This window comes from Blautia caecimuris, from assembly GCF_024622975.1.
GTDB classification, from domain to species: Bacteria; Bacillota; Clostridia; order Lachnospirales; family Lachnospiraceae; genus Blautia_A; species Blautia_A caecimuris.
Genome location: NZ_JANJZT010000045.1, coordinates 1 through 19,236, shown reverse-complemented (window position 1 = coordinate 19,236; position 19,236 = coordinate 1). Strand labels below are relative to the sequence as shown.

Genomic DNA, 19,236 nt, shown 5'->3' with positions numbered 1-19,236 from the left:
CTATTCCTCCTTAGCTCAGTCGGTAGAGCATGCGGCTGTTAACCGCAGTGTCGTTGGTTCGAGTCCAACAGGGGGAGTTTGGGCATGAAGCCTAACCTAAAATAAGAATTGGCTCCATGGTCAAGCGGTTAAGACACCGCCCTTTCACGGCGGTAACAGGGGTTCAAATCCCCTTGGAGTCATTTTCCTTTAAGGGAATGCATACAATATTATATCTGGTGCCATAGCCAAGTGGTAAGGCAAAGGTCTGCAACACCACAAACTAGGGAGCCGAATAAGATAAATATTCCTCCTTAGCTCAGTCGGTAGAGCATGCGGCTGTTAACCGCAGTGTCGTTGGTTCGAGTCCAACAGGGGGAGCTACAAACCCAATAATTGTGCAAAATAACTAAATATGGCGCAGTAGCCAAGTGGTAAGGCAATGGTCTGCAACACCAGTATTCACCGGTTCAAATCCGGTCTGCGCCTCTTAAAAAGCCCAGAAAATCAAGGTTTTCGAGGCTTTTTTTTTTCAAAATCCTATAATTCTGTCTGAAAAAATAAGGTGGCAAAATTATAGGAAAGAAAAAGTTCACAATTTTTTCTACAAGTCCATTTTTCCATAATCCAATTCCCTTTTTTAAAAAATTAATTCTAAAATACAAGTTTTCATGCTTTAATATTTATAGATATGTCCGCCAAAAACCGTTAAAAACCTTATAAAATCAAGTAAAATCGTTTCGTAAGGTGGACGATAAGGTGGCAGAATTTTGGTTGTAACAGCCTGTGCCATCATACTGTAGACAACCATTTCCTCTGTTAAGCGGAAGATTTATGCAATCATAGCATCAATTAAACTTACCTTACGTTCACTGTCTGTATGAACATAAGTACGCATGATCACCTCATAGTTATCGCCAATGATTTCAGCAGCTTCCTTTATTTCTCCCATATTGTGAGTCTGCCGGATCAGATTTGTTGCAAAAGTGTGCCGTAGTGCATGAAGATTATATTCTGGAATCTCAGCACGCTTACAAATTTTCTTTAGCGTATTGGCTAAATTTTGGATTGTAGGGCTGACACCATTTTGCGTAGATAATATCAAATCTGGAAAAACCCGATTTTTATCGTATAGCTCCATCATACATGATAGTGAAAATTCAGCTTCCTTGTTTAATGGAATAGTCCGTAAACTATTTGGGTATTTTGGAGGAGTCAAAATCATTTTAGTTCGTTTTTTTGAGCCGGCCTCTCTGTTTTTAACCCTGCTAAGCGTATGTGTGATTTTAATGCCACGCCGTCCTAAAAAGGGCACGATAGAAGATTGACCTAATGCAAGCAATTCACCACCACGTAAACCTGTGTTTAAAAGGAATACAATGGCAGGGCCATATCTATACAAATAGCGTTCATTTTTATTTGGACTGGGTTCCATTGCAATTTCTTTTATGATCTGCTCATGTTCTGGTGGGATGATTGAGATTTCCTTTGTTTCTACAGGAAGAACGGATTCTTCCGGCATTATCACCCGATTTAAAATATCAGAAAAGTTTTTTGGCAGTTCGCCGAGAGAAATTGCTGTTTTAATCATTGCAGACCAAAATAAGTAAATTTTCTTTAATGATGAATAACTCAGGATTTCCTTTTTGGCATTAATCGTTGCTGTAATATCATCAGCAGTCAGATTAGAAAATGTTTTGCTAAAAGCATCCGTATCTTTTAAATGATTTTCGTATGTTTTTTCTAATCGATCCAGGCTGGTTTGTTTGAATTTGCCAGCTTCAACCATGAGACTTTTGCGGAATAAGTATTTGTTCGCATAGTCCTGTACTTTGATGTTTGAAGTAATTGCGTCTTGTATTGCGACTTTTATCTTCCAGTCATCTAATAATGCTTTCGCCTCTCCTTTGGTAGGAGCATTAAACTCCTTGTCCGGTAGCCCTTTTTTTCTATATCGGGCAGTCCATCCTCCTCTCCTATTTGGAAATAGTGATCCATCCCCTTTGGATCTTCTTTTTTGTTGTGTACCTTTCGTTGTTCTCGCCATGAATAGTTCCCTTTCTTTAATGAGATATTCATGCCAAATCAGGTATAAGGTCTATTTTAATATAGCCAAGCCTGATTGACAATAACTTTCTAAAGGGTCTAAAAGAATATTTGCTTTCCTATGTTTTTCTTGAGAAACTCCTGAATAGAAGCTGGTGAAGTAAAATATTGCCGCCCAACTTTTGTAACTGGAAGAATTCCACTGTCAAGAAGTTCCCTGGTTTTTGTTTTTCCAATGCCGAGCATGGATGCTATCTCCTGAACGGAGTATGCTTTAAAGAGATTGTCTGTTTCACTCAATATAATCACCTCTATAAATTAGATTAATGAAAGAGTAGACATATCAGGAAACCGTTTCCTATGCCATGTTTCATGCACGTATGAGGTGTTACTATGTAATCATCAAGCTGCAGGCGTGCATTTATGCGACACTATCTGCAGCACCTATATACATTTCCTGATAAGGTATAAAATTATCAAGGTACAATAGCGTAAGACTTGGTTTTGTCTTAACAATTTCATTAAGTAATTAACTGAGATTTTTTCAGATTGAACAGATTATGTACTTTTTATTAAAAAATTTTCTATAAACTTGAAAAAAGAGAGGTGGGATACGTGATATTTCAATATTTTAATTGAAGTCATATATGCAAAGCAGAGTATTTAAGAACATACAATATATTGTGCATGAAGATTGACATATACTATATCATGTGCTACTATACTGCTATAGTTAATTTTATGCGCACCCATAGGGGGAGTTTTGGATTTGTATAAATCCGAAGACTCAAGGAGAGCAGTAAGGCTGCTTATTCCGCATAAGTTGTTTATGATTGTATAAAGTGTCACTATCTGTCCTTATGGGGCAATAGCGGCACTTTTGTTTTTTTGGTAATATTATCAGGGATATGAGAATGGATAGCGAAGGAATACTTCTCTTTTCATTCTTTTTTTATGCCCAAATGAAAGGCAGAATTGCCACAATCAGCTTTGGCTGTTTATGGATAAATAAATTTAAGAAAGGTGGTACACACATGAAAGAAACAAAGATTTATGCAGATGAGTTTTGCACTACATTTGCAAGCACAACGGAGATGCTGGAATTTCTGGCTGAGAGGGCAAAGCAGTCCAAGTGGATTCGTAAGCCTACCAGGATGCTAAAACTGGTTCCATTGGAAAAGGAGGCAGAAACCATTGAAGAAGCCTGTGAAAAAGAACTGGAAGGAATAGTAGAGGATACAGAAAAGAATACCCAGTTGGTATTAAAAGTGAACAAGGATTTTTATCCGGTTCGTGACTGTGCTATTCATACAATTCTGAAAAGAGCCGGCATTAATGGAACAGGATTAAAGAAACTGGAGAAAGCTACTTATGCAAAGGTAGTAAACTACTGTCTTCAGGTAGCGAAAGGAGATGCCTTAATCAAGGTGGCAGATGGAAAAGTATCTGCAGTACATGGTGGTGATGATCATGATTACTGTGTACTGGATATGCAGACAATCTTCAATATGACAAGTGATTATCTGAAAGCACATTTTAAGGGAAGTACTTATCTGGAGGGATCTGGAAGTTTTGACCATTCCATTGTGTCCGCTATGTGGACTTTAGGAGGAAATCAGGAACTTTTGGATACGTATCACCAGGCTTTGGAGGATCATGGAATTGAGGATAAGAGCCTTGCTCCTGCACTGCGCCTGACTACTTCTGATGTAGCAGTAAGTGGTGTGAATCTGTATCCCATGATGCTCTCACAAACCAGTAACCGTGTCATTAACCTGGGCAGTCCTATCAAACTGTCACATGATAGAGGGGCGACCTTACAGGATTTCCGGAATAATCTGGACAAAATTTTTTCCCGTTATCAGGAAGCAGTTAAAGGAATTGTTGGTTTGATGGATATAGATATCCAAAACCCTGTAAACTGTCTGCATCTGATTATGAAGGAACTCAAAATCAATCAGAAAATCCGAAATGAAGTAGTAGATCTTTTTGTGGGACAATATGGGGAAGAACCATGCACAGCTCATGATCTTTATTTTGCCATGCACGAAGCTGCTTTCTTTGCTGCTTGTGAAGGATTTTCTGCACCACGGATTTTAAAATTGGAAGAAGATATTGCAAAAACACTGGCCTTTGACTGGAAAGGGTTTGATGTATATGGAACGATTAAATTATAAGGAGGAAATGAGATGAATACAGCATTAAATTATCAGCCGGAAGTTCTTGTTGATACAGCAGATTTGAGCCGAGAAGATTGGTTGGATTACCGGCGTCTTGGTATTGGTGGAAGCGATGCAGCGGCAATCATGGGCTTATCCCCATTTGCGACAATCAGGGATTTGTATTTCGATAAAATTGGTGTTACGCCAGTAATCGAAGAAGAGGAAGAAAACTGGGTAGCGAAAGAAGTGGGACACCGCCTGGAAGATTTGGTTGCCATGATTTTTGCCAAGAAGACTGGACTTGAAGTTTTCCCTGTACGAAAAATGTTCCGGCATCCGCTATATCCGTTTATGTTAGCGGATGTGGATTACTTTATCCGTTTTCCAGATGGCAGCATTGGGATTTTGGAATGTAAAACCTGTAATTACAATGCAAAAGACAAATGGGCAGATGATGGGATTCCTGAAAACTATGTTTTGCAGGTACGTCATTATCTTGCAGTCATGAATATGAATAAGGCATATATTGCTTGCCTTTATGGAAACAATGAAAATGAATTTGTTTATCGGTGTCTGGAACGGGATAGAATGGAGGAAGAAGAACTCATTGACCAGGAGAAATACTTCTGGGAAGAATATGTGGAGAAGAAAATAGAACCACCGTATTCCGGAAAGCCAGATCTCATTTTGGCTAGTATCCGGAAATATAATGGTTACGCAGACAAATCAATTCCTGAAATCAGCATATCTAGCTTGGAATCACGCAGTCTTGAAAAATATCTCAAATTATCTGAAGAAAAATCCCAATTGGAAAAAAGAAAAAAGGAGATTGAAGCGGAACAACGTGCATTGAGCGTACCGTTTGTCGAGCTTCTTGGACAAGGGTGTAAGGCAGTGATCGAGGATGGGAGTTTCCGTTACCGGATTACTTATAATCCTACGATACGCACCCAGATTGGAAAAGAAAATATGGAGAAACTGAAAAATCAGCATCCGGATATCTACGAAGAATACACAAGCACTACAGAAAGCAGGATTTTCCGGATTAAAAAGGAGGTTGCATAATGTTACAAGGAAAAAAGGCATATATCTGTTCTCCGCTGTCTGCCCCGAATCCAGAGGGAGTGCAGCATAATATGGAACTGGCAAAATACTATCTCATGCAGATGAAAAGGCTGTATCATTGCCGTACTTTTGCTTCACATGCTCATCTTCCGTTAATGTTGGATGACCGTATCCCAGAAGAGCGTGAGACTGCAATGCAGATTGGAGCTTTGATGCTGGATTTATGTGAAGTATTAATAATTTGTGGTTCCTGCATCAGCGAGGGAATGAGAAGAGAGATTCAGACAGCATTTGAAAAAGGAAAAGACGTTTATTGGTATGATTCCAAGATGAAACCAGGCGAATTGATGAAAGTAGAGAACTGGAGGAGCATAGACGATGAGGTGCAAATATATACGTAAGATTTTTCAAAATGAGGAAAACGGATATACGGTTGCGTTATTTTCCACGCTGGATCATGAGGTTCCTCTTTCTGCCAGAGATAAATTTTGGGCAGACAAAAAAATCATTGCGTTTACTGCAAAAGGATATGACCTGCCTCTTACGGATGAAATCGAAATAGAGATGGAAGGCGAGTGGGAGACAAATTCCCATGGAACACAATACAAGGTAGAAACTTTTTTGGAAGTTGTACCTAGAACAAGGGAAGGTATCTTAGGATACCTTTCTTGTGGTTCTTTAAAGGGAATTGGTCCCAAAACGGCAGAACGGATTGTCGATCGTTTTGGTCTGGATACCTTGGAGGTAATGGAAAAGTATCCACAGGAATTATTAAAGATTCAGGGGATATCTCAGAAAAAACTGGACCGTATTGTGGATTCTTTTGGAAAAAACAAAGTATTCCGGGAATTGATGACTTTTTTATCACCGTTTCATGTTACGCCTAAAAAAGCAAATATGATTCTTCAGAAGTTTCGGGATCAATCCGTAGAAATCATTCGGAAGCAGCCTTATATACTCTGCTCAGTCAAAGGGTTTGGTTTTCTCACTGTGGATGCCATTGCAAGGCAGTGCTGTGCTGCAACAAATGATCCTATGCGTATTTCCGGATGCGTCAGCTATGTGTTGCGGGAAGCCATGAAGCAGAACGGACATTTATATCTGGAGCAGGAAATTCTGGTGAAAGATGCATTGAAGGTTCTGAATAAAGAACCGGATCTTCAGCCGGTGACGGAAACAGAGATTTTAAAAGTGTTATATCGTCTGGTCATGCAGGACAGTATCGTAGTAGAAGAGAATAGGGTTTACATTACCAAACAGCATCAGGAAGAAGAGGATACAGCCTCTATGATTGCAAGAAAATTGCACGAGCAAATTCCAGCTCTTACGATTGAAAAGGAACTGGAGGAAGCACAGGAGGATTTAAACATAACATTATCCGAACAGCAGAAAGAAGCAGTGCGTATGGTTTTTGCAAACCCGATCTGCATTATTACTGGAGGACCTGGAACCGGCAAAACAACGGTTTTGAAGGTCATTTTGTATATCTATCAGAAAAAATGTGGGAATGAAGTCAAACTGATGGCACCGACTGGACGTGCTGCAAGGAGAATGGCAGAGAGTACTGGAAATGGAGATGCAACTACTATGCACATGGCACTGGGGCTTTTTGGTGACGGTGATTATGAAGCACTTACGGATAAACTATCCGCAGATTTTATTAATGCGGATGAGGTATCTATGGTAGATATGCACCTTGCCTATGAATTTTTTTACAAGATAAAGGCAGGGGCAAGGGTGCTTTTGGTCGGGGATGTCCATCAGCTTCCTTCAGTAGGAGCTGGGGATGTGTTCCGGCAGCTTATCTTGTGCGGGAAAATACCGGTTACTGTTTTAAATCTGGTATATCGCCAGGGGAAGGACAGCAACATCCCCATAAATGCTCAACTTATCAATGAAGGAAAGACAAACCTGCAATGGGGGGATGATTTCCAGATGGTTGAATGTTCAGGAGCAGATGCGGCGGCACAAATTGTTAAAAATATCTATCTCAAGGAAATTCAGATGTATGGTATGGAGCAGGTACAGATACTTTCTCCATATAAAGTGAGAAGTGCAGCCGGTGTCTTGGAACTGAACCGCAGTCTGCAGGACGAGGTAAATCCTCCTGTATCCGGAAAAAGGGAGCTTCATCTTGGCGGTGAGATGTTTCGGGAAGGTGACAGAATCCTTCAAAACAAGAATACAGAATTTGCCAGTAACGGAGATTTGGGTACATTGGTACAGATTGCTGAAGATGAGGACAATAACCCTCTGGTTCAAATCGTATTTACAGATGGCCGCAGGGTGAAGTATGAGGCAGAGCAGGTGGAAATGATTGAACATGCAAACGCCATAACCATACACAAAAGCCAAGGAAGCGAGTGCCAGGTGGTCATCATTCCGTGGCTAAAAGCTTTTTATCCCATGCTGAAGCGGAACATCTTTTATACGGGAATCACCAGGGCAAAACAGCGTGTTTATATTGTTGGGGAATGGAAAGCCGTTTGTCAGGCAATCCACACAGATGATACGGGAACCAGAAAGACGATGCTGGCAGTAAAAATACAACAGTATTGTGAACGGTATCAGAGACAGGAAAACAGACGGATTCCTGCAACAATTTGCAACCGGGCTGTGTAAAAAAATAGCAAAATAGTTCAATGTTGAGAATTGGCAGGTTATTACTTTATGAAGGGATGTCCTGCCGGTTCCAAAGAAAGGAGCAGGCAATGAGCGAATTATTATATAACAAGTCAAAAGCAGTAGAAGAACTGAATAAAGTGGAAGGATTTTATCCTCTGGAACTTGCCAGAGTTATTTCTAATGAAGGGCAGGAGGAACAACGGTATCTGGATGTGAAATATCGGAAGCTGTGGTTCCGTCTGGTAAATCCTACAGGCAAGATTATCAGCCGGATTGTTCACTTTACTGAAAATATGGCAGTCGTAGAAGCCAGAATTTATCTGGATAAGTGTGATCAGGAAGATAATTATATTGCAAATTCCTTTTCACAGAAGTTTCGTACAGCAGATACACAGTTTGGGGATAAATTTCTTGAAATGGCAGAAACTGCGGCAATTGGGCGAGCTTTGGCAGATGCGGGGTATGGCCTGCAATTTGCTGATGTAGGGGAAGGAAATGATCCAATGCAGGTAGATGCAGGAATTCCTGTAAATCAGGGAACACAGATGCAGACTGCGATGCCAGCACAAACCCCTGCATCAGGAATGCAGCAGACTCCCAATCAGTCAGCAGGAACCATGCCATCATTTCCGCCTCAAGCAACTCCGGGGCAGCAGATGATGGAACAGTTTTATCAAGAAGCACAAGCCAATGGAAATACGATTGGCGGGGGAACGGGTACAGGACAGATGACAAATCCGGTAATGATTCCGGCAACTGGATCTGTACCAGTTATGCAGCAGATGCCTTCTAAGCCGCAATTTCTGGATCCCAATATGCCAGTGGAAGAACTGGTGAAAAGGATGAGTTATGAGCAGGCAATACAAGTAGACGTAACAGGACAGGGAAAATTTAGTGGAAAAACCATGGGACAGGTTGCAATAGAAAGTCCTTCCAGCTTGCAATGGTTCGCAGAACAGTATCATGGACAGAACCATTTCATACCGGCGGCAGCCAAAGTAATTCTTGCAAAGGCATAGCAAATAGCCGGCTTAACATTCTTTCCACAGCCAATAAAGGCTGTGGAAGAAAGGAGGAACCATAGAGTGTATGATATGTCAGGCTTTAGCTACGATATCACAGATGTCGTGCATTTACTGCAGCTTAGAGTACGGCATAAAAATTCTTCGTCAATGGATGTGAATTGTCCATTTTGTGGAGAAACAAAAGGGAAAATGAATGTTAATCTTCAGAAAAATGTGTTCCGGTGTAATCGGTGTGATGCTTCCGGCGGAATGCTGGAATTATACAGAAGACTGCATGGTGTTTCCAGTGCAGAGGCAAACCGACAGATCCGGGAAGCTCTGGGAAAGGGGGAATACCGAACGGATTATCAGGTGGTTCATAAAGAAGAGCCTGTAGAAATTTTCAATGCCGAGTTAGCGGATGCAGATGTCATTGACCGAACATATCAAGAAATGTTGTCGTTATTGACCTTAAATGATAAACATCAGGAGGATCTTAAAAAAAGAGGGTTGACGAAAGAACAGATCGAGATACAGAGGTATCGTAGTGTACCGTTGTTTGGAATTAAAAATATGGTACAAAAACTGTTGGAATCCGGACAGACGGTAAAAGGTGTGCCGGGATTTTATGAAGATCAAGATGGGAAATGGACAATTAATTTTACTTCTAAAAATTCTGGGATTTTGATACCGATTCGATCCATGGAAGGAAAAATACAAGGATTTCAGATACGGTTGGATCAGGTAATGGAGGGACGGAAGTATATCTGGCTTTCCAGTGTGAAATTCCAAAATGGAGTATCATCAGGGAGTCCGGTACATGTCATAGGAAGTCTGGACGCAGAACAGATCTATTTAACGATCTATTTAACAGAAGGTGCATTAAAAGGTACGATAGCCCACTATTTATCTGGAGATACGTTCATTTGCGTTGCTGGTGTCAATCAGTACAGAAATTTAAAGCCAGTTTTGGAAACGCTGAAAAGCAGGCATCTGCAGCACCTATATGAAGCTTATGATATGGATAAAAAAATGAAGGTATATTGTGATGGGGATTCTGAGAAATGTGATGCCTGTCAACGTAAACCAGCCACTTTTTATTGTCCGCATAAGATGCAGAAACGGCAGATTCTACAGAACGCTTGTAGAAAGGTGTATGAAATCTGTAGTGGATTGTCTATTTCCATGAGCCGTATGGTTTGGGACATGGATTCTTATGGTGAGTGGAATGGGCAGATCAAAGGAATTGATGATTATTACTATGTATTGAAAAATACGGGGTGAATATGGACCGGGCAAGTTGTCCGGTCTTATGGAAGAGGAGGATTCGATGAAACGAAAGAAAATTTACGGCATATTTATGCTTGTAGCCATTGCTGTTTTTTTATTTGCAGGAGGAAGGATACTGCAAATTTATTTGAATTATCAGGAAAGTCAAAAAGTCTATGAGCAGATGAAAGAGTTTACACAAAAGATAGAGAATCAAGACCTGTCACCAGAAGCGGTTCCAGGGGAAACGCCAGAGGAGGTCGCAGAGCAGGGATTCCTACAGGTGGATTTTAACAAGCTGGAAGAAATCAATCCAGATGTCATTGCATGGATTGAGATTCCTGGCTTGGAAATTAGTTATCCGGTAGTCCAGGGGAGGGATAATGACTATTATCTGCATCACCTGATTACGGGAGAAAATCATAAAAGTGGCAGTATTTTTATGGACTTTCACAACCAGGAGGATTTATCAGACAGAAATACCATTATCTATGGGCATAATATGAAGGATGGGAGCATGTTTGGAACCCTGGATCAGTATCAGTCACAGGCACTTTATCGAAACTATCCCTATTTTTATATGTATGTGCCAGGATATATTTATGAGTATCAGATTTTTTCCTGTTATGCAGCACCGACGGATCATCCAGCATATACTTATGATTTTCCTACTTCTGAGGACTATGAAGTTTTTCTGGAAACACTACAAAGAAGTGCTGCGTATAACACAGGGATGACAGTTACCAAGGAGGATCAGGTAGTGACCTTATCAACTTGTGTAAATACCCGAAAGGATTATCGCTATTTAGTACATGGAAAACTGAAACAGAAAATAAAAATGGAGGAATAACAGATGTTAGATTTTGAGTATGCAAAGGCATTGGCAGAGGTTGTGCTGGATACAACTTGCAGCGAAAAAGAAAGAGAAGTACGGCTGGAGTGTTTAACCCAAATATTTGGCAGAGCAAATGCTTATTTAAAGAAAGGCTTCTTACCCGATGTGGTAGAGGCTTTTTTTGTGCGAAAAATGAAAGGTTTGCCACTGGTATCGACAAAGCAGGATATGCAGGATTTTTTGAAAGTCAGTACACCCCATTATTTTGGCGGGAAATTTACAGTTAGTAATATTCCGTATTATTCTGAGGAAGAAGAACTGCTACTTTGGTCAGAAACATCACTTCGTGGTCCATTGATTTCAGCCGGATATGAACGCTATATGGAACTGTTTAAAAAGATTTTGCCTCAAAAGGCAGAACAGATTAATTTTTTATAGGAGAAGGAATATGTACATACAAAAGAAAGATTTAAAATATCAGGATTGGGCGTTTGCCCAGCGGAAAAATCTGCCTTATGAAGAAAAAGTAAAACTGGCAATACGCCGCATTGAAGAATGGAATGAGTTTTGGGAAGGACAGGTATATTTAAGTTTCAGTGGAGGCTTAGATTCTACTGTTTTGCTGGCTTTAATTCGGATGACTTTGGGAAAGGAAGTGCCGGCAGTATTTTGTAATACAGGGCTGGAATATCCGGAAATTGTTTCATTTGCCAGAAAAGCAACATTATATGGGGCATTTGAAGAAATACGTCCGAAAAAGAATTTCCGGCAGGTTATATTGGATGAAGGTTATCCTGTAATCAGCAAAGAAAATGCTGCTAAAATAAGAAAATTGCGACATGGAAATTTATCAGAACGTTACCGTAATTATTTATTAAATGGTGACGAAAGAGGAAAATTTGGTATGTTGCCTAAGAAATGGCAGAGATACATAGATGCTCCATTTGAAATTTCTGAACGTTGCTGTGATATTATGAAGAAGAAACCATTCAGGCAATATGTGAAAGAAAAAGGAAGGGTTCCTTTTATTGGAATTACCCAGGACGAGTCTTTTCACAGGGCTCATCAGTATGAGAAAACAGGCTGCAATGTATATACAGGTTCCATGGTTAAAAGCCAACCGCTTGGACCATGGACAAAGCAAGATATATTTCGCTTTGTCTATGAACACCTAGGAAAACAAATTCCGGTAAAAGGTGGAACTTCATATCCATTTGAAATTTGCAGTGTATATAAGGAGGTCAAAAGAAACCTACAGGGATATTATCAGCTTATGGGAGAACAAAGAACTGGCTGTATGTATTGCTGTTTTGGTGTTAATCAGGAAGAAGAACCAAACCGCTTTCAGAGAATGATGCTAACCCATCCAAAGTGCTATGCTTTTTGTATGAAAGCGGTGGAGAAAGGTGGGCTGGGATTAAAGGATGTGCTGCGATACATGGAGATACCGTATGAAACTTGGGAATCCGTTGGTCAGATGTGCCTGAATTTTGATGAAGATAGAATTGCATAGGAAAAGAAAGCACCTGTCTGTAGCAAAATGCTGCAGACAGGATATTTTTTTGAAAAAAAGTTGCTTTGTACGGAAGCTCTGCGTACAAGAGAAGTATAAAGAAAAAAGGAGAGATGATTTTATGATAAAAAAAGTTCGGATTGCGGTAGACCATGGCAATAGAAATATGAAAACCTGTTCCCAAGTATTTACGACAGGGCTTACCATTCAGGATAAAAAGCCTGCCAGAGGGGAAAGGTTCCTGTTCTATGAGGGAAAGTATTATGTGCTGAGTGAAAATAGGATTCCTTATCAAAGAGATAAAACGCAGGATGATCGGTTTTTTATCCTTACTCTATTTGCAATCGTAAAAGAGCTGGAGGAAAACCCTCAAATTCAGCCAGAGGATGTCATTCAGGTGGATCTTCCGATTGGGCTGCCACCCAAGCATTATGCAGAACTTTGTGAACGGTATGAATCATATTTTAAAAGGCAAGGGAAAATCCATGATATCAATTACTGTGGTAGTACATATCATATCACCATTGGAGAGGTAATGGCATTTCCACAGGACTATGCGGCTATGATGACTATGATTGAAAAGCTGCAGCAGATTCCCAAAGTAGTAGGAATTGATATAGGAGGATTTACTACAGACTATCTTCTGATGCGGAAAGGTAATCCGGATATGGAAGCCTGTGATTCCATGGAAAAAGGCGTGATTACCATGTATAACAAGATTATTTCCGGGATTAACAGTGAATATGATATTTTGTTAGAGGAAAGTGATATTGACAGTATCCTTCAGGGAAACACGGAGTTTTATGAAGAGGCTGTAGTCCGTATGACAGAAGGTATGGTGCAAGATTTTGTAAAGGATCTGCTGAACAGTATTCGAGAAAGAGGCATAGATACCAAAGCAGCATATACGGTATTTATTGGAGGCGGGGCAAAGCTATTGAGCCATTTCTTGGAACAATCAGACCGTCTGGGGAAATATACCTTTATTGAGGATATTTCTGCCAATGCCAAAGGATATGACAGACTGTTTCAGATTATGTAGAGGAGTGTGATAAATGTGGAGAAAAAGAATCCCTATAAATTCACACTTGGATTTGATAAAACAAAGCCTTCACATGTGAGGGCAACAGAAATCCTAAACTCTGTAAAGGATAAGGCAGATTTAATCGCTTCAGCGTTGGTATCTTACATAGATGATGTCCGACAAGAGGAAGGGGCTGTTTTAAGCAATGAAGCTCTTCAGGTTCTAATGCAGGAGATGGTAAAGCAAGAAGTAGCAAAAGCAATGCACCTGCATTCCATAAAGCCAGAGGAACCGAATCATAATTCAAATAGTGTAATGGCTGTGCAGCAGGAATCACTTGAAACCATTACTCCGGAAGTAGCAAAAAGTGTAAGAGATGCTATGAGCATATTCCGTAATCGATCATAAACAAAAAAGAAGCACTCTGATTTTGAGATGCTTCTTTTTTTGTGTATTTTTTATCGTCCACAGGAAACGCACAGATTGGACAAAGGTTTTTCACAGATTCTATCCATATACTCATAGGTTAGATATTGTTAGAAAAAGTTAATCGGAATGCTCTGTTTCTTTTAATGCAGAAAGAAGTTCACGCAATGTACGAAGGGCAATCTGGCGATCATCTTCGGAACAGGTTTGCAGCTCTTTCATGATTTGATATGTGGTAGTATCTGCTTCATCTTCCTGAACAACGGAATCAATAGAAATTCTCAAATACTGGGTAAGAGGAATCAAAGTAGCAAGCTCTGGATTTCCATTGCAGGTTTCAATATCAGAGATTGTTCGTGTGGAAACTCCTGCCCGTTCTGCCAGACTGGACTGTGACAGGCCAAGCCGTTCTCTTTCGCTTCTTACCGTGTAGCCTAATTTTTTCTTGACGGTATCCATCCGCATCCGCATCACCTCACTTATTGTTTTATTTTAACGTAGATTGATAGTAAGAGAAACGCATTATAGCACATGATAAAACGCAATATAGTGTGAGTAAGCGGTGCTTTAGAACCTGTAAAAGGAGGAAAGCACCCATGCTGCAAGCAAGGAAAAGGCATTCGTGTAGCGATTCATCAAAAAAATTCTTCCATTATGGGGAAACGAAGAGAGTCATTTATATGCAGGATATGCGTTAAGTGTTAGATGTTCCGTGCAGTATCCTGCATGGTTTAGAAGAAATGTCGGATTAGTTGAATGCTGGTTCGGCTTTTTCTTTTATCATGGAAGGAAACTATTTTTTTATCCTGGCTGCAGATCGCCACCTTTAGAAATTTGGAAACTAATTCATTTTCAAATTTCGGAGGTAAAGGATGAAAGAAGAGAAAAAATACAGTGGATCTAAAACAAGAAACTATTTTACGGCATATTTGTTGGCATCTATCCAGGGGAGAAGGCTCCGGTATCTGGAAAAGCAGCAGAAAATATTATTTGCGGAGGAGAATCTGGAGGATAAAGAAATCACAGATATAGACATTTCTTTGGAGGAACGATTAGAACTTGAGAAAAAGGAACAGTTACTTCTGGATGAATCCAAGGGAATTTATCCAGAGTGGAATGAGATGACGGACATAAACCTTATGGAAGCCATGTTTTCTTTGCAGGAGGAAGAACGAAAGCTTATCTATCAGCATGTATTTGAGGAACGTACATTTAAAGAAATGAGCATCTTGAATCAGATGCCGGAAGAACGGTGTAAAGGTGCATATTATTGGGCTATTCGGAAAATACGCAAGAGAATGGGAGGAAAGAAATCATGAATTTTAAAGAATTGTTATACCGAGCAAGGAAAGGGGATGAAGATGCTATTCTGGAAATATTTGAAATGTACCGACCACTTTTAATTAAAAATGCTTTGGTGGATGGAGTTTTTGATGAAGATCTGTATCAGGAATTGACAGCAGAATTGCTGAAGTGCATACGGTATTTTAGAGATGTAGAATAAAAGAATAGGTAGGGACGCAGCTTAAAAGTTGCGTCTCTATTGTAGATATTTATTAGAGTACAGAAAGCAAAGGAAAATATATTTGAAATGTAGCAGATGTAATATTGACACAATATTATCATTGTGATAATATTATTATAAAATAAATAAAATGAGAATATATGGAGGTATCTTATGAAGAAAAAGTGTATAGTTATTACCTGTCTTACCTTTGCTTTTTTGCTTTTAGTTGCATTTGTGTTGCCACCCAAAATTCCTATAAATTTTGGTTTTAATGGGAAAAAAGCAGAAATTAGTGTTTATTTTATTCTTTTGCTGAGTCCAATACCAGCACTTTGTTATTGGGATAGAAATAGAAAAAATAGAAAGTAGAGGAGAAATATGAAGAATAATATATTAGAAATACAAAATTTGAGTAAATCATACTCCAAAAAAAAGGCAGTGAACAATCTATCTTTGACTATTCAACCAGGAGAAATACATGGTTTTATTGGGCATAATGGAGCTGGTAAGACAACTACAATCCGTGCAGTTGTTGGTATTATGGACTTCGAGGAAGGTAGAATATTAATAAATGGGCATTCTATAAAAGAAGAACCGGTGCTATGTAAATCTTTAGTTGCATACATTCCTGATAATCCAGATTTGTATGATTACATAACTGGTATACAATATATTAATTATATGTGTGATATGTTTCAAGTTCCTATAAAGAATAGGGAAAGAGAAATCTGTAAGTATGCAAATATTTTTAAAATATCGGAAAGTTTAGGTGATTTGATAGCTTCTTATTCACATGGAATGAAACAAAAATTAGCGTTGATTGGTGCATTTGTGCATCATCCTAAATTATTAGTATTAGATGAACCTTTTGTAGGACTAGATCCGGAAGCATCATTTAATTTAAAAAAGTTGATGAGAGAGTTGTGTGATGAAGGAAGTGCTATATTTTTTTCTACTCATGTTCTTGAAGTGGTCGAAAAATTATGTGATACAGTATCAATTATTAAAGCTGGAAACTTAGTAATGAGTGGAACGACAGAAAAAATACGTGGTAGTAATAGTTTGGAAGAAATCTTTATGGAGGTTGTTGAGGATGATAAAAAAATATAATGCCTTATTAAAACTGCAGTTCTACAATTTTTTTGGAGTTAACCGCTTAATTCATTCTCATGATAATAAGAAACGAGGACAATTTGTCATAATTGCTTTTGCTTTTATTACTATTGTAGGAATAATATCTTATGTGAACTATATATTTAGTGATATGATGGCAAAAATAGGATTGGCAGAGTGCATTCCAATTTTTATTCTTATCTTATATTCACTTATTATCTTATTTTTTACTTTTTTGAAGGGAACAGGAGGTTTAATAGGCTCTAAGGATTATGATATTGTTATGAGTTTGCCAGTAAATAATATTACGATTGTATTGAGCAGACTGTCAATATTATATTTAGTAAATCTTGTTGTAGGTGGAATTATTATAGGTCCTGCGATGTTTACTTATAATAAATATAAAACAATGGGATGGCAAAATTATGTAATACTATTTATTGCTTTTTTATTTGCCGCTTTGATTCCTATGATTCTATCTTTATTGGTAAATGTTATAATTGTATCAATTTCTACAGTGTCAAAACATAAGAATCTGATAGCACTGTTTTTAAGTACTTTAGGAATTGTAATATTGGTTTACTTTTCCTTTAAGATCCAAATAGTGGAAAAGAGTACAATTATTTCGGTTAGCAGTTCAATAAGTGATTTAGTAGAAAAATATTACTTTCCTGCGTATTTATTTTCAGATGCTATTGTACATTCTGATTGGGTAAGCTTAATATGGTTTATAGGTATAAACGTTATTATAGCAGTTGCTTTTGTTGGAGCAGTGGCATATTGGTATAAAAAACTAAATACTATAGTTTTGGCTCAACATACACATAGAAAGGTTAAGATAAGAACTGAATTATTCGCTTCTCAATTTAATGCTATGTATAAAAAAGAGCTCAAGCGTTTCTTTTCATGTACAATATATGCACTAAATTCATCAATAGTCATTATACTTCTTTTTGTAATTGCTTGTGTAGGTTATTTTATTATGCCTAAAACGATTATTAGTACTTTACAAGATATGGGGATGTTGGATATAGTTGTTGATATTTTGCCATTACTTATTTCTGCATTTGTAAGTATTTGTTGCACAACTTCTGCATCATTATCCTTAGAAGGAAAATCCAGATGGATTATGTGCTCAATTCCGGTACAACCAATAGCAATTTTTAATGCTAAAATAGCAGTAAATTTGACAATTGTATTACCAGTATTATGGTTGAGTCTTATTTTTATCAATAACATATTTACACTGGAACTTATTCAAACGATTTTATTGTTTGCTGTTCCTACAGTAATTACTTTTTTTATTTCTATTATGGGAATGTTTTTTAATATAAAGTTTCCTAGATACGATTGGACCAGTGAGTATTACGCAATAAAGGGTGGGGCAATTTCTGTGTTGCTTACTATCGGAATTGGAGTAGTAGTGAGTGTTTGTCCTCTTTATCTGTGCATATTTTTGAGAAAATATTCTGAAATAATAATCAGTGTAGTTGCCGTGTTGGTTTTACTAGTAACAATTTTGCTATATAGAAAAATTAAAGCTTTTACAGAGGTATATATGTGATAGATAGAATGGAAAATGAATTAGATAAAAAGTTTAAAGCACTGGCAAATTCTAACAGAAGAAAAATATTATTATATTTAAAAGATAACCAGAAATGTGCGGGGGATATTGCAGGGCAAATATCGTTATCCATGGCATCGGTTTCATATCATTTGAGCGTTTTAAAAAATGCTCAAATAATATCTTCTAATCAAAAAGGTGGATATATTTTCTACCAGTTGCAACATAAAGAAATTGAGGAGCTTTTGGAATGGTTAACTACATTATTTGCATAGAGAGAGGAAACAAGATGACAAGCAGGAAGAAAAGTGAAAAATTAAGAGTAGCAAAAGTGTTGAGTGAAGAACGGAAAAAAAAGGAAAATCATCAAAAAGACCTCGCAAAATATTGTGGTGTATCAAAGTCTGCGGTGTCAAAATGGGAATCAGGTCTCTCATACCCAAGCATACCACAATTACCTTTAATTGCAGATTATTATGGTATTACGATACAGAAGCTACTAACTGGAAGAGAAAAACAATAGAGGAAATGCCTGGCTTATGTAAGGTCAGGCATTTCTCCTTTTACAATATAGAGAAAAATCATTTTTATTATCTTGAAGTCCATAAATTATAGCACTGGCTTCAAAACGTTTTGCTTCATCTTTGAATTCGATCACACCATCGTATTTTTCTACAACCTTCCGTATACTTTTAGTCCCAATTCCATGTTCCGGAGTTTTTCCCTTCATTGTTTTCAAATCATTGTCCTCCATTTCGTCTTTACTGTTTTCTATTATCAATACTAGGCCGCCTGCAGAATAACTGATGGTTACACGTATCCATCTTTGTGTTTCAGGTATGCGGCAGCAGGCTTCAATAGCATTATCCAGAAGGTTTCCGAACAGGATTCCCATGTCCCCATATTCGATTCCAAGATATTTGGGAATCATGATGTCATAATCTATGTTTATATGTGCCTTTTCAGCGGTGGAAAATTTTAGTTTTAGAATGGAGTTCAGGATTTCATTTGAAGTATAAATCTTAGTATGAGTAGCCCCTAAATCTCCCAGTAATTCATGGAGCTTTTGGCGGGCAGCAGGTGTTCCATCATTTAGGCTGTCAT

The 19,236-nt window shown here is 38.3% G+C and carries 22 protein-coding genes and 4 tRNA genes; 22 read left to right on the top strand and 4 right to left on the bottom strand.

Going from position 1 to position 19,236, the window contains the following annotated elements; all coding sequences use genetic code 11:
• The first annotated feature begins 4 nt into the window (after window positions 1–4).
• From NSA57_RS17865 to NSA57_RS17850, 4 genes are all read left to right on the top strand, one after another.
• Window positions 5–77, top strand: a tRNA-Asn gene (locus tag NSA57_RS17865).
• Window positions 78–110: 33 nt separating this feature from the next.
• Window positions 111–182 (top strand) — tRNA-Glu (locus NSA57_RS17860).
• 105 nt (window positions 183–287) lie between these two features.
• Window positions 288–360: transfer RNA gene (locus NSA57_RS17855), tRNA-Asn, on the top strand.
• Between the two features lie 36 nt (window positions 361–396).
• A tRNA-Cys gene (locus NSA57_RS17850) sits at window positions 397–468 on the top strand.
• A 343-nt stretch (window positions 469–811) separates the two neighbouring features.
• Here the strand turns inward: NSA57_RS17850 and NSA57_RS17845 are convergent.
• Both NSA57_RS17845 and NSA57_RS17840 read right to left on the bottom strand, forming a co-directional pair.
• Entirely contained in the window at window positions 812–2,026 is a 1,215-nt protein-coding gene (locus NSA57_RS17845) for a site-specific integrase (RefSeq protein WP_257465649.1), read from the bottom strand.
• A 98-nt stretch (window positions 2,027–2,124) separates the two neighbouring features.
• Window positions 2,125–2,325, bottom strand: coding sequence for a helix-turn-helix domain-containing protein (locus NSA57_RS17840; protein WP_243148421.1), 201 nt, complete (start codon window positions 2,323–2,325; stop codon window positions 2,125–2,127).
• A gap of 734 nt (window positions 2,326–3,059) precedes the next feature.
• Here NSA57_RS17840 and NSA57_RS17835 point away from each other — a divergent pair.
• From NSA57_RS17835 to NSA57_RS17785, 11 genes are all read left to right on the top strand, one after another.
• Complete coding sequence (locus NSA57_RS17835) at window positions 3,060–4,202, top strand: hypothetical protein (RefSeq protein ID WP_005342227.1); 1,143 nt, start codon at window positions 3,060–3,062, stop codon at window positions 4,200–4,202.
• A 12-nt stretch (window positions 4,203–4,214) separates the two neighbouring features.
• Window positions 4,215–5,252, top strand: a complete 1,038-nt coding sequence (locus NSA57_RS17830) for a YqaJ viral recombinase family nuclease (protein WP_004223854.1) — start codon at window positions 4,215–4,217, stop codon at window positions 5,250–5,252.
• Entirely contained in the window at window positions 5,252–5,653 is a 402-nt protein-coding gene (locus NSA57_RS17825) for a DUF7768 domain-containing protein (protein WP_005342229.1), read from the top strand. The genes NSA57_RS17830 and NSA57_RS17825 overlap by 1 nt, the downstream gene beginning before the upstream one ends.
• A complete protein-coding gene (gene recD2, locus NSA57_RS17820) occupies window positions 5,631–7,874 on the top strand; it encodes an SF1B family DNA helicase RecD2 (RefSeq protein WP_172537382.1) in 2,244 nt (747 codons plus the stop codon). The genes NSA57_RS17825 and recD2 overlap by 23 nt, the downstream gene beginning before the upstream one ends.
• Before the next feature lie 89 nt (window positions 7,875–7,963).
• Window positions 7,964–8,896, top strand: coding sequence for a hypothetical protein (locus NSA57_RS17815; protein ID WP_257465648.1), 933 nt, complete (start codon window positions 7,964–7,966; stop codon window positions 8,894–8,896).
• 75 nt (window positions 8,897–8,971) lie between these two features.
• Complete coding sequence (locus tag NSA57_RS17810) at window positions 8,972–10,165, top strand: CHC2 zinc finger domain-containing protein (protein WP_306814153.1); 1,194 nt, start codon at window positions 8,972–8,974, stop codon at window positions 10,163–10,165.
• Window positions 10,166–10,211: 46 nt separating this feature from the next.
• Window positions 10,212–11,000, top strand: a complete 789-nt coding sequence (gene srtB, locus NSA57_RS17805; protein WP_257465646.1) for a class B sortase — start codon at window positions 10,212–10,214, stop codon at window positions 10,998–11,000.
• Between the two features lie 3 nt (window positions 11,001–11,003).
• Window positions 11,004–11,423 carry a hypothetical protein gene (locus NSA57_RS17800; protein WP_055153600.1) on the top strand — a complete coding sequence of 140 codons (420 nt, stop codon included), beginning with the start codon at window positions 11,004–11,006 and terminating at the stop codon, window positions 11,421–11,423.
• Window positions 11,356–12,498: a phosphoadenosine phosphosulfate reductase family protein gene (locus NSA57_RS17795; protein ID WP_306814151.1), complete on the top strand. Its 1,143-nt coding sequence runs from the start codon at window positions 11,356–11,358 to the stop codon at window positions 12,496–12,498. The genes NSA57_RS17800 and NSA57_RS17795 overlap by 68 nt, the downstream gene beginning before the upstream one ends.
• A gap of 121 nt (window positions 12,499–12,619) precedes the next feature.
• Complete coding sequence (locus NSA57_RS17790) at window positions 12,620–13,540, top strand: ParM/StbA family protein (RefSeq protein WP_257465644.1); 921 nt, start codon at window positions 12,620–12,622, stop codon at window positions 13,538–13,540.
• A gap of 15 nt (window positions 13,541–13,555) precedes the next feature.
• Complete coding sequence (locus tag NSA57_RS17785) at window positions 13,556–13,930, top strand: hypothetical protein (RefSeq protein WP_005342240.1); 375 nt, start codon at window positions 13,556–13,558, stop codon at window positions 13,928–13,930.
• Window positions 13,931–14,068: 138 nt separating this feature from the next.
• Here NSA57_RS17785 and NSA57_RS17780 read toward each other — a convergent pair whose 3' ends face one another.
• Entirely contained in the window at window positions 14,069–14,413 is a 345-nt protein-coding gene (locus NSA57_RS17780; protein ID WP_172537386.1) for a helix-turn-helix domain-containing protein, read from the bottom strand.
• Window positions 14,414–14,820: 407 nt separating this feature from the next.
• Here NSA57_RS17780 and NSA57_RS17775 point away from each other — a divergent pair, with 407 nt between their 5' ends.
• From NSA57_RS17775 to NSA57_RS17745, 7 genes are all read left to right on the top strand, one after another.
• Window positions 14,821–15,267: a sigma-70 RNA polymerase sigma factor region 4 domain-containing protein gene (locus NSA57_RS17775; protein WP_016289207.1), complete on the top strand. Its 447-nt coding sequence runs from the start codon at window positions 14,821–14,823 to the stop codon at window positions 15,265–15,267.
• A complete protein-coding gene (locus NSA57_RS17770; RefSeq protein ID WP_257465643.1) occupies window positions 15,264–15,452 on the top strand; it encodes a helix-turn-helix domain-containing protein in 189 nt (62 codons plus the stop codon). Before NSA57_RS17775 ends, NSA57_RS17770 begins: the two co-directional genes overlap by 4 nt.
• A gap of 174 nt (window positions 15,453–15,626) precedes the next feature.
• Window positions 15,627–15,824 (top strand): DUF1648 domain-containing protein, encoded by a 198-nt coding sequence (locus tag NSA57_RS17765; protein ID WP_257465642.1) that lies wholly within the window; start codon window positions 15,627–15,629, stop codon window positions 15,822–15,824.
• A gap of 9 nt (window positions 15,825–15,833) precedes the next feature.
• Complete coding sequence (locus NSA57_RS17760; RefSeq protein WP_306814150.1) at window positions 15,834–16,565, top strand: ABC transporter ATP-binding protein; 732 nt, start codon at window positions 15,834–15,836, stop codon at window positions 16,563–16,565.
• Complete coding sequence (locus NSA57_RS17755; RefSeq protein WP_257465641.1) at window positions 16,549–18,132, top strand: hypothetical protein; 1,584 nt, start codon at window positions 16,549–16,551, stop codon at window positions 18,130–18,132. Before NSA57_RS17760 ends, NSA57_RS17755 begins: the two co-directional genes overlap by 17 nt.
• Window positions 18,129–18,407 (top strand): metalloregulator ArsR/SmtB family transcription factor, encoded by a 279-nt coding sequence (locus NSA57_RS17750; protein WP_257465640.1) that lies wholly within the window; start codon window positions 18,129–18,131, stop codon window positions 18,405–18,407. Before NSA57_RS17755 ends, NSA57_RS17750 begins: the two co-directional genes overlap by 4 nt.
• Window positions 18,383–18,655: a helix-turn-helix domain-containing protein gene (locus NSA57_RS17745; RefSeq protein ID WP_257465639.1), complete on the top strand. Its 273-nt coding sequence runs from the start codon at window positions 18,383–18,385 to the stop codon at window positions 18,653–18,655. The genes NSA57_RS17750 and NSA57_RS17745 overlap by 25 nt, the downstream gene beginning before the upstream one ends.
• Before the next feature lie 24 nt (window positions 18,656–18,679).
• On the opposite strand, the gene NSA57_RS17740 is transcribed toward NSA57_RS17745, so the two are convergent.
• Window positions 18,680–19,236, bottom strand: a 557-nt coding sequence (locus tag NSA57_RS17740; protein ID WP_257465638.1) for an ATP-binding protein, incomplete at its 5' end; no start/stop codon positions are given.

Coding starts and splice junctions, on each gene's coding strand:
- NSA57_RS17810 (WP_306814153.1), top strand. CDS start 8,972: ATGTCAGGCTTTAGCTACGATATCACAGATGTCGTGCATTTACTGCAG.
- NSA57_RS17780 (WP_172537386.1), bottom strand. CDS start 14,413: ATGCGGATGGATACCGTCAAGAAAAAATTAGGCTACACGGTAAGAAGC.
- recD2 (WP_172537382.1), top strand. CDS start 5,631: ATGAGGTGCAAATATATACGTAAGATTTTTCAAAATGAGGAAAACGGA.
- NSA57_RS17770 (WP_257465643.1), top strand. CDS start 15,264: ATGAATTTTAAAGAATTGTTATACCGAGCAAGGAAAGGGGATGAAGAT.
- NSA57_RS17760 (WP_306814150.1), top strand. CDS start 15,834: ATGAAGAATAATATATTAGAAATACAAAATTTGAGTAAATCATACTCC.
- NSA57_RS17765 (WP_257465642.1), top strand. CDS start 15,627: ATGAAGAAAAAGTGTATAGTTATTACCTGTCTTACCTTTGCTTTTTTG.
- NSA57_RS17845 (WP_257465649.1), bottom strand. CDS start 2,026: ATGGCGAGAACAACGAAAGGTACACAACAAAAAAGAAGATCCAAAGGG.
- NSA57_RS17830 (WP_004223854.1), top strand. CDS start 4,215: ATGAATACAGCATTAAATTATCAGCCGGAAGTTCTTGTTGATACAGCA.
- NSA57_RS17835 (WP_005342227.1), top strand. CDS start 3,060: ATGAAAGAAACAAAGATTTATGCAGATGAGTTTTGCACTACATTTGCA.
- NSA57_RS17825 (WP_005342229.1), top strand. CDS start 5,252: ATGTTACAAGGAAAAAAGGCATATATCTGTTCTCCGCTGTCTGCCCCG.
- NSA57_RS17790 (WP_257465644.1), top strand. CDS start 12,620: ATGATAAAAAAAGTTCGGATTGCGGTAGACCATGGCAATAGAAATATG.
- NSA57_RS17755 (WP_257465641.1), top strand. CDS start 16,549: ATGATAAAAAAATATAATGCCTTATTAAAACTGCAGTTCTACAATTTT.
- srtB (WP_257465646.1), top strand. CDS start 10,212: ATGAAACGAAAGAAAATTTACGGCATATTTATGCTTGTAGCCATTGCT.
- NSA57_RS17745 (WP_257465639.1), top strand. CDS start 18,383: ATGGTTAACTACATTATTTGCATAGAGAGAGGAAACAAGATGACAAGC.
- NSA57_RS17815 (WP_257465648.1), top strand. CDS start 7,964: ATGAGCGAATTATTATATAACAAGTCAAAAGCAGTAGAAGAACTGAAT.
- NSA57_RS17775 (WP_016289207.1), top strand. CDS start 14,821: ATGAAAGAAGAGAAAAAATACAGTGGATCTAAAACAAGAAACTATTTT.
- NSA57_RS17795 (WP_306814151.1), top strand. CDS start 11,356: ATGAACGCTATATGGAACTGTTTAAAAAGATTTTGCCTCAAAAGGCAG.
- NSA57_RS17800 (WP_055153600.1), top strand. CDS start 11,004: ATGTTAGATTTTGAGTATGCAAAGGCATTGGCAGAGGTTGTGCTGGAT.